Source organism: Candidatus Microbacterium colombiense, assembly GCA_029203165.1.
Classification (GTDB): Bacteria; Actinomycetota; Actinomycetes; order Actinomycetales; family Microbacteriaceae; genus Microbacterium; species Microbacterium colombiense.
This window is the reverse complement of record CP119308.1, coordinates 855,003-866,979: the sequence shown is the minus strand read 5'-3', so window position 1 is coordinate 866,979 and position 11,977 is coordinate 855,003. Positions and strand designations below refer to the sequence as shown.

General features: G+C 70.4%; 9 protein-coding genes. All 9 read right to left on the bottom strand.

The window, feature by feature from the left end:
- Window positions 1–18: 18 nt before the first annotated feature.
- Genes P0Y60_04185 through P0Y60_04145 form a run of 9 tightly spaced genes read right to left on the bottom strand, consistent with a single transcriptional unit; the run spans window position 19 to window position 11,968 of the window.
- Window positions 19–1,392 carry an RDD family protein gene (locus P0Y60_04185; GenBank protein ID WEK61965.1) on the bottom strand — a complete coding sequence of 458 codons (1,374 nt, stop codon included), beginning with the start codon at window positions 1,390–1,392 and terminating at the stop codon, window positions 19–21.
- A complete protein-coding gene (locus tag P0Y60_04180) occupies window positions 1,389–2,114 on the bottom strand; it encodes a hypothetical protein (protein ID WEK61964.1) in 726 nt (241 codons plus the stop codon). Before P0Y60_04180 ends, P0Y60_04185 begins: the two co-directional genes overlap by 4 nt.
- Window positions 2,111–3,778 (bottom strand): protein kinase, encoded by a 1,668-nt coding sequence (locus P0Y60_04175; GenBank protein ID WEK61963.1) that lies wholly within the window; start codon window positions 3,776–3,778, stop codon window positions 2,111–2,113. Before P0Y60_04175 ends, P0Y60_04180 begins: the two co-directional genes overlap by 4 nt.
- Complete coding sequence (locus tag P0Y60_04170) at window positions 3,775–5,172, bottom strand: FHA domain-containing protein (protein ID WEK61962.1); 1,398 nt, start codon at window positions 5,170–5,172, stop codon at window positions 3,775–3,777. Before P0Y60_04170 ends, P0Y60_04175 begins: the two co-directional genes overlap by 4 nt.
- Entirely contained in the window at window positions 5,172–5,990 is an 819-nt protein-coding gene (locus P0Y60_04165) for a protein phosphatase 2C domain-containing protein (GenBank protein ID WEK61961.1), read from the bottom strand. Before P0Y60_04165 ends, P0Y60_04170 begins: the two co-directional genes overlap by 1 nt.
- Window positions 5,987–7,339: an RDD family protein gene (locus P0Y60_04160; GenBank protein ID WEK61960.1), complete on the bottom strand. Its 1,353-nt coding sequence runs from the start codon at window positions 7,337–7,339 to the stop codon at window positions 5,987–5,989. Before P0Y60_04160 ends, P0Y60_04165 begins: the two co-directional genes overlap by 4 nt.
- The gene (locus tag P0Y60_04155; GenBank protein WEK61959.1) at window positions 7,336–9,738 is read right to left on the bottom strand and encodes a transglutaminaseTgpA domain-containing protein; all 2,403 of its coding nucleotides are present in this window, start codon (window positions 9,736–9,738) and stop codon (window positions 7,336–7,338) included. Before P0Y60_04155 ends, P0Y60_04160 begins: the two co-directional genes overlap by 4 nt.
- Entirely contained in the window at window positions 9,735–10,997 is a 1,263-nt protein-coding gene (locus P0Y60_04150) for a DUF58 domain-containing protein (GenBank protein ID WEK61958.1), read from the bottom strand. Before P0Y60_04150 ends, P0Y60_04155 begins: the two co-directional genes overlap by 4 nt.
- Window positions 10,997–11,968 (bottom strand): MoxR family ATPase, encoded by a 972-nt coding sequence (locus P0Y60_04145; GenBank protein WEK61957.1) that lies wholly within the window; start codon window positions 11,966–11,968, stop codon window positions 10,997–10,999. Before P0Y60_04145 ends, P0Y60_04150 begins: the two co-directional genes overlap by 1 nt.
- Window positions 11,969–11,977: the final 9 nt, after the last annotated feature.

The following is an 11,977-nucleotide window of genomic DNA, read 5'->3' as shown; positions in this document are numbered from 1 at the left end:
GCGTCTCATGGTGTGCGGTCATACCCATTCCACCGTCAACGTCCGGTCGCCGAAGCGCACGGTGTCGCCGATCTGCAGCTCGACGGGATGACCCGCCACGAGCGCCGTCTCAGCACCGTCGCGGATGATCGCGCTGCCGTTGGTCGAGGCACGATCGACGGCGAACACGCCGCGTCGAGCCGGCATGACCGCGAGGTGGGTCTTGGAGACCGACCTCGTGTCATCGCTGACGCGCACCAGCTGCGCCTCACCCTCTCCGGCCGCAGCGCCGGGCGCGCGTCCGAACAGGGTCGTTCCGCGCACCTCGATGCGCTCGCCGGAATCGAGGACGAGGAGCGCGCGCGTGCCGGGCGATGCCGCAGGAGCCGCGGGCGGTGCCGGCTGTGGGGCGGCGGGTGCGGCAGCGGCAGGCGCGGGAACGGGTGCCGGGGCGAGCGGCTCCTGCACGATCGGCGGTGCGAACGAGGCGGCGGGAGCAGGGGCACCCCCGGGAGCAGACGGCGGGACGGGAGCCGGTGCGGCCGGAGGGGCGAAGCTCGACACGGCCGGTACCGCCGCCCCGGTCGCGAGCGACGGCGGCACGGATGAGACCACGGGCCTCGCTGCCGGTGCCTCGGTCGCCGCGGGGGCGGGCGTCGCGCCGGCGCGGTGCGCTCCGATCACGCCGCCGGAAAGACGTGCGCTCGGCACGTACTCCGCCGGTGCATCGCGATCGATCGGCGTGGCGAGCGACGGCAGCGATGCCTTCTCCGCGTGCTCCGGCGTCTTGACGCGCTTGCGGGCGATCCGCATCCGCTTCTGGTCGTAGGGGTTGAGACCGCCGCGCACGTCGACGAACCACGTGCCTGCGGTCAGGTCGAGCCAGCCGCGTCCGCGCTTCTCGATGTCGAACAACGGAGAAAGGGCGATCACCAGAAGCGGTCCGATGAGCGGGATCAGCAACGACGCGAGGGCGACCAGATAGCGCACTACCGCTCCGCGCCAGAATCCGGGCCGCTCGAGGGTGCGCACGTTGACGGAGCGGATGCCGCACACGGCCTTGCCGAGCGTGACGCCCTTGCGCCCGTGGAGCACGAGCTGCACGATCACGTACGCGGTCATCAATCCCTGGGAGACGGCGGCCGCGACGATGAGCCACACCAGATCCGCGCGATCGAAGAACGCCTCGATGTCGAGACCCTCGGAGACCATCCCGACCAGCACCGGGGTCACCGCGATCAGCGCCGGCAGCGCGATCAGCACGGCGAGGAGCCACTCCAGCAGAGCGGCTCCGACCCGGGCCCCTCGACCCGCGGGCTTCAGTCCGAGCGATTCCGCGTACGCCGGATCCGGCCGGCCGTTCGCGTCGAGTCCCTCGATCTCAGGAGCGTGATCGTCGATCTCCCAGATCACTCCTGCTCTCCTTCGACCTCATCGGCGTGCGCCTGGTCGAGGAGCGGAAGATCATCCCGCGTGACCAGCCGCGAGGCGATCACGTGTTCGACGAGACGAGCGCGTCGGTTGGTGGCGAAGCTGCGCTGTCCCCCGCGCATCCCGGGGACGCCGATGCGATCGAACTTGTCGCAGACGTTGTCGAGCTTGCGGTTGAAGCGGGTGACCGTCCAGCCCAGACGTTCGGCCGCCTTCGCCGATGTCGGGATCTCGCTCATGCCGGTCCCGTCTCGGCGCAGCTGCGGCTCGGCCAGCGCCAGGATCAGCAGACGCTGGCTGAGGGTGAGCGGCATGTCGCCGATCGTCGATGCTCCGCCGTCGTCATGCTCGCGCTTGGTCGCACGGAACGTCGGTTCGGCCGCATGCAGGGTCAGCTCGTAGGTCGTCGGTCCCGCACTGAAGACGACGGTCGTGGTCTCGAACACGAGCGGGAGACGTGCCCCCGGCGCGAGCCATGCCTGCACGCCCCCGGCGGAATCCGTGACGGTGGCGGTGAGCCGGGTTCCCACGTTCGACAGCCACCACAGGCCGTCGGCATCGGTGATCTCCAAGAAATGCCGGTGCAGGAACAGGTTGTCGTCGAGTTCGAGGTCGCCCTCGCGTCCGACGATGAAGCGTCCTCCCGCGGTGATCGGGAAGTACTCGCCCGCGAACTCGACCGTGACTCCGGCAGCATCGCTCATTCGGCGCACCCCTTGACGATGTCGGAGGCGCGCCCGTCGTCGCGGCGCAGCATGACCTCGATGCACACCTGTCCGGCTGCCGTCAGCGTCGCCTTCTCGTCGGGCACCTGTGTCACGGCACCGTCTCCGGACGGGTCGAGATTCGTCCACAGATAGGTGTCGCCCTCGAGCGGACTCGGGTTCGTCCAGGTGAACGTGACCTGATCGCCACTGCGGGTCGCGGCGAGCTCGGTGACCTTCGGCACGGCTTCCGACAGCGGATCCTGCGGATCGATCGTCTGCTCGGTGGCCTCCGGATTCGGGGCGGGCTCGAGTCCGGCGACCAGCGCGTTGAGACCGAAGATCCCGCCGACGATCAGCACCACGGCGGCCGCGATCAGGGTGATCCACAGACCCTTGCGGCTGCGGGGCCCCGACGCCGAGACATCGGGGGTCGACGGCGGGGGCGGCGTGACGACGCCCGGAGCGGGCGGGGCAGTCGGGCCGGTCGCCGAGGTCGGCACCGCCGCATCCGGAGCGACCACCATCGGGGCGCGCAGGATGGTCCGCTCGTCCGCATCGGGAGTCGGCGCGGGGCGGGGCGGACGGATCTGCGTCGCCTCGACGGCTGATCCGACGGTCGACGCGGCAGCGACCGGCGCATCGAAGCGCGGCATCTCGCTGGGTTCCCACTGCGGTCCCCGCGGCTGCGTCGCAGCGGACGGGCGGGTGAAGGAGGCGGCATCCGGATCGATGCTGACGATCTCGCGCACCCGGGTCAGACCGTCGCCGTCGTCCTCGAGTTCCTCCGGTGCGGGGTGCTCGTCGACGATGTCGATCGGCGTCACGGAATGCGACAGCTCGATCTGCACCTTCTGCAGCGCGCGGGCGAAGGCGACGGCACTCGGGAACCTGTCGTTCGGATTCTTCGCCATGGCACGGTCGAGCACGCGTTGCAGGCTGGCGGGCGAGTCCGGGCGGTTGATGGGCTGGAGCGCGGCCCGCTCGATGCGCTCGATCAGGTCGGCGCTGGAGTTGCGCTCTCCCGGCCGCTCGAACGGCGAGCGCCCGGCCAGCAGTGTGTAGAGCGTGGCGCCGAGCGCCCAGACGTCGGTGCGCGGGCCGCTCTGCGGCGGTTCGGCGAAAGACTCCGGCGGCGACCACGGGATCGACATGCCGGATGCCTCACCCGTGGCACCGGTCGTCGATGCGATGCCGAAGTCGGTGAGCGCCGGACGGTTGTATTCGGTGACCAGGATGTTGGCCGGCTTGATGTCGCGGTGCAGCACGCCGGCCCGGTGAGCGGTCTCGACCGCGCCCGCGACCTGCACGCCGACACGCAGCGCCTCGGCCACGGAGAAGGGCTCCTTGCGCGCGCGCAGCTGAAGATTCGGCCGCGGGCAGTACTCCATCACCAGATACGGGCGTCCGTCACCGGCCACGCCCGCCTGATAGATCGTGACGATCGCGGGATGCGTCGAGAGCATCGCCATCACGTTCGCCTCGTCGGTGAACTCCTGTGCGGCGCCGCTCGAGATGCGATCGGCGAGCAGCACCTTCACCGCGACGCGCCGCCGCGGCATCTCCTGCTCGTAGAGGAAGACATCGGCGAATCCACCGGTACCGAGCGGCTCCACATACGTGAAGCCGGGCAATTCAGGAGGAGGAGAGGGACGACGACTCACGGCAGATCCTCGAAGGCGACGGTGACGCCGTCGCCGAGGTCGACCACGTCGCCCGAGAGCACGAGGGTCTGCTCCCCCGGATGCAGCCGCATGGGGTCGGCGCCCGGGCGCAGCAGGGTCGATCCGTTCGTGGTGTGCAGGTCGATCACGACGACCGTGTCACCCTCGGGACGCACCTCGAGGTGACTGCGCGAGATGTCCTGCTGCGGGCTCTCGACGGCCACGAGGTGGGGAAGGTTCGCCCCGCTCGCCCGCGTGGAGCGAGGACGACGTCCGATGATCACCGTGCGATCCAGCGCGACGACCTGGCCGGTCGAGACGCGGATGCGACCGGCGAGCGGCGCGTCGGTCACGGGCAGCACGGCCGTCGGGACATCGTTCGCGATCGGAGGCTGCTGACGCATCGCGCGCAGTTCGGCCGCCGAGATGGTCGCTCCGTCATGGTCACCAGCGAAGGCCGCCGGAGGCGCGGGTGGCGCCGTGGGAGCGGCCGGCACCGAATGCACCGTGGCACCCCAGAGCTGGTCGAAGTCGTCGTCGACCGGAGGCGCGAGTGTGAGCTCGGCGGCGCTCAGCGTGGAGTCGATCACCGGGAGCGGTTCCGGCTCCGGCTCGATCTCTGGTTCTGCCTCTGGCTCTTCTTCTGGTTCTGCTTCTGCCGGCACCTCGGCGATGGCATCGGTGACGACCTCGGACGGCGCGTCGGCGACGGCATCCGCCACCGGCACGGCATCTGGCACCGGCACCGGCACCTCATCCAGCACAGGGACGGCGGAGATCGGCACGGGGGCAACTCCGGAGAACGCATGACCGGACGCACCGGCCGCTGTCGGAGCACCGAAGTCGACGAGCGCCGGCACGACGCTGCTCAGAACCGCGGCTGAGACTCCGACGGCAGCGGTGTCGACGCGCGGCACCGGACCAAGGCTCTGCGTCAGCGGAGCCGCATCGCCGGGCTCGAGCTCGGCACTCACCGCAGCCGCGCACACGATCCCGCTCTGCGCCGGCAGGGCTGCGCCGGATGTGGTCTCCTCGACGGTGATCTCGATACGTCGGGCACCGCCGACGAAGCGTTCGCTCCAGGTCGTCACGTCCGCGCCGGAGACCTCCTGGGACTCCCCCGACTCCGTGGTGACGCGCGCGACGACTCCCCCGCGCAGGGCGATGCGCACATCGCTGCCCTCCGCCACCGCGGCGACGAACGGCGGCAGCGCCGTGAAGGAGCCCCCGGCCTGGGTCGTGAGCACGTCGACGACGGTCGCGAGGGTCTTCTGCGCGGGCAGACGGTCCCAGAGCTGTCCGACGACCTCGCCCGGGACATCGGGCGGCAGGGCGACGAGCGCCCCCGGAATCATGATCAGATACCAGGTCCCCGGTCGATAGATCGTCTGCATCAGCGAACCCCTCCTGCTGCTTCTCGCGGACGCGTGTCCATGTCGATGTCCGCATCGTCGTCCGTCTCGAGCAGCGTTCCCGGCCGCGAGGCGACCGAGACGGCATCGATGACGACGACGGTGATGTTGTCGCGCCCGCCCGCGGCGACGGCCTCGGCGACGAGCGTGTCGGCGGCGGCCTGCGGGTCGGGCGTCGTGTGCAGCACCTCGCGGATGCGGTCGTCGGGCACTTCGGAAGTGAGTCCGTCGGAGCACACCAGGATGCGGTCGCCCAGCTCAGCCGGGAACATCCAGTAGTCGGCGTCACCGGTGCTGCTCGCCCCGATCGCACGGGTGATGATGTTGCGGCGACGATCCGCGACGGCCTCCTCCGGGGTGAGCTCGCCGGATTCGATCAGCTCCTGCACCACCGAATGGTCGACGCTGATCTGCTCGAGCTCCCCATCGGCCAGTCGGTACGTGCGCGAATCGCCGATGTTGAGCGCGAGCCAATAGCCCATGCCGTCGACCGAGGCGATCACGACCCCGCTGAGCGTGGTGCCGGCGCGGCCGTTCCCCGACGTGGAGAGCTCCTCGACGGCCTCACGCGCCCGCGACAGGGCGAATCGCACGTCGTCGAGTTCGAGCGCGGAACGCCCGATGTATCGCGCGAACTCGGCGATCACCGCGGCGCTCGCCCGCTCCCCCGCTTCGTGCCCGCCCATGCCGTCCGCGACGATGAACACGGGGGCACCGGCCAGATGCGCGTCTTCGTTCAATGCACGCCGGAGCCCCGGATGCGTCGCCGATCCGGGCGAGACGACGAGCCCCGGCCTCATGCGTATCCACCGATCGTGACGATCCGATCGCCGATCTCGATCGCGTCGCCCAGTCGCACCGGCACGCGCTGTCCGGCGGGGCACGCGATGCGCTGTCCCTCGCGCACGATCGTCATGCCGTTCGTCGAGTGCCGGTCGAGCACCCAGCCGCCCGAGATCTCGGCCGCGGCCTCGAAATGCGTCTTCGAGAGCGACAGCGTCTCATCGCGGACGGGAATGATCACGGCACCGTCTTCCGGACCGGGGTTGCGACCGAAGATGGTGCGCCGCGAGACCGAGACGCGCGTGCCGTCATCCCACGTGAACACCAGGCGGTGGCCGGGGATGCTGATGCGGGTGTCTTCGATGTCGAGGTCATCGTCCGACGCCGCGGCGGATGCCGGCGCCGGCGCCGCGGGCGCATCGGCCTGCACGGGCGGTACGGGCGCGGCCGGCGCGCTCGGCGCGGGCGCACTCGGATCGGGGGCAGGTGTCGCTCGCCCGGGGGCGGAATCCTGTGTGATCCCCGGCACGTATGCGATCAGGTCATCAGCATCGGCGGCAGGCAACGCTGCGGGTACTGCGGCGGCAGCGACCGGCGTGACCGGCGCGGCCGTCGGAGCGGGCGGCGCTGGCTGCGCCGGCTGCGCGAACGACGGCGCCGGCTGCGCGAACGGCGGTGCCGGCGGTGCGAACGACGGAGCCGGCGGTGCCGCGGTGGTCGGTAGAGGCGGCGCCGGGTGGGCAGGGGCGACAACCGGTGCGGGGAACGGCGACGGCGCGGGCGGGGCGAATGGGCCGCCTGCGGGTGCGCTCGGTCGAGCCAGACCGGGGATGGCGGGCCCGGCCGAGGTCGCGAGACCGGAGGGAAGCTTCGCCGGAGTGACGGGCGCCACCGGCGTCGCGTTCGCTGTGGTGGCCGCGCGCGCATCGAGCACGAGGGCGCCACCGACCTTGTCGTGCCAGCCCTGGAAGCGCCCCGAGCCGTCGAAGAGCGGACTGAAGTAGCCGACCACGATCGACCCGGCGAGTCCGAAGATGATGTTGCGCAGCAGCGCGCGTCCGAAGCCGAGCGGTGCGCCGTCCGCCGCCGAGGCGAGCCGCAGGCCCTGGGCGCGCATGCCGATCGAGCCGTTGCCGGCCTGCATCAGCGTGTACACGATGAACCATCCGAGCAGCACCAGGCTCACGATCGGTCCGCCAACGAGGAGGGTGCTCAGCATCCCGTCCAGGCCACCGGTCAGGGTGGCCGCCACGACCAGACCGCCGACCAGGACGATCCCGAGGCCGCCCGCGATCAGCGCATCGATGAGGTAGGCCACCGCACGACGGGAGATCGGCGCGACCCGGCCGAACGCTAGCTGTGTCATGGGGTCTCGCTCTCGGATGCGGGGGGAGTCGTATCGGTGTTGTTCTTGATCGTGCCAGGTTCGCGGCGGACGCGCGCGGTCGCGGCATCCTTCAGGTTCTGCAGACCGTTCGAGACAGCAGTACCGCCGAGCAGCGAACGCAGGCTCAGCCGAGCCTTCGTGCGCTTCCAGAAGCCGGCCTCCTTGCCCAGGCCGCCGACGATCTCGTCGACCTCCCGCCAGAACGCGTCCACATCGTCGGGCGTGGGATCCGTGGGGCCGAACACCTCGGAATCCGCGCGGGTCGCGAGCGCGGTGACCTGGGGCACCGTGAGGCTGCTGGCGACCGCCACCGCCTCCTCGCTCCGCGTCGCGCCGGGGGTGATCTGCGCGCCGTAGTCGACCGCACGGTCGGTGAGCTCGTCCCACCCGCCGCTGATGCGATCCGACGTGCGCGCAGCGGATCGACGCGCCCGTCGCTTGGCGGCCTTCCACGCCCCGATCACGATGAACGGCGAGGCGAGGATCGCGAGCACGGCGAACGAGATCCCGCCGATCAGCAGGATCGCGCCGATGATCCCGGCGAGGTTGAGGTTCTCGTCCTCCGACTCCCGGTCATCGGGCAGCGTCGGGGGCAGATCGACCGGTTCCTGCGGCGGAGGCGGCGGCTGCAGCACCTGCGGCTTGGGGTCGACGCGCGGCTTCGTGTTCTGGTTGTTCGGAACCTGATCCTCGGGCGGCGTCGGGCTGAACGGGATCCATCCGATGCCGTCGAAGTTGACCTCGACCCAGGCGTGCACGTTGTCACCGGTCGCCTCGAACACGGGCTCCTCGGCCCGCTCCTCGTCGGGGTAGTAGCCGAGCACGACCCGCACGGGGATGCCGACCTCGCCGGCGAGCAGCGCCATGGCCACGGCGTACTGTTCGTCGTCGCCGACCATCTGGTCGCCGCCGATGAGGGTGGAGATGCGCTCCGAGGTGTGGCCGGCGCGTGAGAGCACCTCACCCTCGAGGCCGTGGCTGAAGAATCCGCCCTCGGAGAGGAAGGACTCCAGAGCCCGGACGCTCTCGATGGGCGTCTCGGCGTCGGAGATCGTCTCGGCGGCGAGAGAGGTGAGCTCCTCGGGCACGTTGCTCTGCTTCGGCATCGACACCGTGCCGAACTCGACCTCGGCGAGCTGCTCGTCGGAGTACTCGTCGGGCATGACGGCATCGACCGTGTACTCGTCGCCCTTCGTCAGGCTCGGGGTCGCGACAGCGGTGCCCGTCTCGGTGTTCACGTAGGTGCTGCGGCGCAGCTCGTCCGCACGTGCCCCGTCGAACTCGATATCGGTCAGCGCCCCGGCCGTCGGCATCCAGACGCCCCGGTAAGCGTCGATCGCTATCTTGAGCGTGACGGGGAGGCCCTTCGCGGTCGGCGACATGTCGGAGCGGAGGGGCGTGAAGGCGCTCGACGATGCCGGACCACCGTCGGTGACGTTGTAGACCATGCCGTCGTACTGATCCATCACCGCGGTGCGCACACGAGCACCCTTGGGCAGCCCCTGCACGGTGAAGAGCGTCTTGTCGGCCTCATCGCGCACGTTCTTGCGGAACGCCTGCAGCGGGCTCGCGTAGTCGCGGATGTTGAACGGGGGGATGATCACGTCACGGAACACGTGGCGCGACTCCGAGGGAGCGGCGATCGCACTCGTCGCCACGCCCGCACCTCCGGCGATGGCGAGCACAGCGACGCCCGCCAGCAGACGCCGGGTGCGCATGTGCGATGCCCGAGAGGGATCGACATCGCTGACCGACACCGCCGCGTTCTGCGGAGCCCACAGCTGGCGCAGCGCCAACCACGCCACACCGACGACGGCGAACACCAGCCCCTGCGCGATCGGGAACGCGGGTTCGGGCGTGCCGAGGGCGATCACCAGCATGAGCAGCACGCCCGCGGGGATCAGCGCCCACGCGACCTGCGTGAGCCTCAGGGCGAGCGACGCGGTCAGCGCGCTGACGACGAGTGCGAGCAGGAACGGCACGAGCAGATGCCCGTCACCGGCCGCGACCGGAGCCACGGTGGTGAGCAGCTGCTTCCACGCGGTGACGGGACCGACGGCGAGGCGCTCCAGCGTGTCGAGAGAGGGGATGACGCCGACGATCGCCGTGTGCGGCAACGCGAGTGCACCGCCGAAGACGAAGTAGGCCGCGATCACGAGACCGGTGGTGATCAGGATGCCCCAGCGGCGCCAGGCGCAGACGGCGGCGATCGCGAGACCGATCAGTAGCCCGCCGACCGCGGCGGGCAGGAACGAGGGACCGGCGAACGTCGGCCAGAAGCCGACGAGCGCGACGCCGACGAGCACAGCGGTCGCGCTGAGATCGAGGATCCAGCGACGCAACGGGAGCGCGGTGGACGCGGTGGCCGGAGCGGTCATGCGAGAACCTTCTGCAGAGCGAGGGGGACCTGCGCGAGCGCCCCGATGGTCACCACGTCGGCATCGCCGATGCGTCGGAGCGCCGGGGCTGTGACCGTGCTGTCGGTGACGACGGCGAGCACCCGGGCGCCGTACGGCAGGCGGGAGCAGGCGAGACGCAGATCATCGGTGCGCACCTTCGATCCGCACACGAGCACGACGACGCTCGCCAGGGGCATCGTGCGTGAGACGACGCCCGCGAGCTCGGCGATCCCCCCGTCGCGCGGCTTGCTGTTCTCGACCGCGGCGAGCGAATCGAGCAGCTGCTTGCCGGTGCCGGCGGGCAGCTCGCGGCCCTGTACGCGCATGTCGACGCGCTGCGAGTCGCGGATCGCGCGGAGCCCGATCGAACCGGCAGCCGAGATCGCGAGCTCGAAATCCTCGTCGGAGGCGTAGTCGCCGGCCGAGCGCGAAAGGCCGATCACGAAGTGCGAGCGGCGGGTCTCCTCGTACTGGCGCACCATCATCGTGCCGGTGCGTGCGGTCGAGCGCCAGTGCACATGCCGCAGGTCGTCGCCGGGCTGATACTCCAACAGTGCGTGGAAGGAGACGTCATCGCGAGAGAGGTCGGCGGCCGGGAGTCCCTCGAGGTCGCGCAGGTATCCGAGCGATTGGCCGTCGAACAGCACCGTGCGCGGGTGCACGTACAGATCCACGGGATCATCGCGACGGTGGGCGCGTTCGAAGAGTCCGAGCGGATCGCCGCGCACCACGCTGACCGGTCCGACCTTCACGACGCCGCGCTTCTGCGTGGGGATCGCGAACAGCTCTTCGGCCTCTTCACCGGCGGCGAGCCGCTGGATGCCGAACTCTCCTCGACCGGCGCCGACCGGCAGCACGACGCGGGAGGGCAGGATCGCCCGCGAGCCGCGATTCGCGAGGGTGAGCGCACCGACCGCACGCTCCCCCACCACGACCCGGGTTCGGGCGAGGTCGAGCGAGACGTCGTAGGCGGTGCGGCCGATCAGGAACAGTGCGCACAGCGCCACGGTGATCGCGATCACGACGGCGGCGACGGTGAACTCCGACCATCCGCCGATCTGACCGAGGATCCAGAAGCCGATCGCCAGTCCGATCAGCACCCACGCGAGGGGGCGGATCGCGGCCGTGACGAGTCGGAGGCGCGTCAGGACGCGCGCGCCGATGACGGCCGCGACATCACGCCATCCGGCGTCGCGTTCCGTCTGCGCCGGCGACGCCTGAAGAGCCTCCGCGGTCATCAGGCCGCCGTTCGCGCCTGGGGTGCAGCGACCGCGTCGAGCACGCGCGTGATCACGACGTCACTGCTGGTACCGGCGAACTCCGCCTCCGCGTCGAGCAGCAGACGGTGCTGCCACACGGGGCGGGCGAGCGTCTTGATGTCGTCGGGCAGAACGAAGTGGCGTCCGTGCGCTGCGGCCCACACCTTGGCGATGCGGATCATCGCGATCGCACCACGCACCGAGACGCCCAGGCGGATCGCGGAGTCGCCACGGGTCGCTTCGGCGAGTTCGGCGACATAGCGCAGCACCGCGGGCTCGACGTGCACGGAGGCGGCGAGGTCGGCCATGTCGGCGACCGCGCTGGTCGTGATGATCGCCGGCAGTCCGGCCGAGGGGTTGCGGTCCGAGGCACCGGCGAGGATGCTCTCGGTGATCGCGAGGTCGGGGTAGCCGATCGAGGTCTTGATCAAGAAGCGGTCGAGCTGAGCCTCGGGGAGCTTGTAGGTTCCCGCCTGCTCGATCGGGTTCTGGGTCGCGATCACGAGGAACGGACGGCCGGTCTCGTGCGTGACGCCGTCGACCGTGACGCGGGACTCCTCCATGACCTCGAGCAGTGCCGACTGCGTCTTCGGCGAGGCACGGTTGATCTCGTCGGCGAGCACGATCGACGCGAAGATCGGTCCCTTGTGGAACTCGAACTTGTGCGACTGCTGGTCGTAGATCGTGACACCCGTCACGTCGGAGGGGAGCAGGTCGGGCGTGAACTGGATGCGCGTGCTGGTGCCCTGCACCGTCGCCGCCAGCGCCTTCGCGAGGCTCGTCTTGCCCGTGCCAGGAGCATCCTCCAGCAGCACGTGCCCCTCGGCGAGCATCGACGAGAGCACCAGTCCGACGATCTCCTTCTTGCCCTGCACCGCCTTGTCGATGTTGTCGACGAGGCGCTGGAAGGTGCCCTGGAACCAGGCAGCCTGTTCGGGGGTCATGCTCATGTCGTGGTG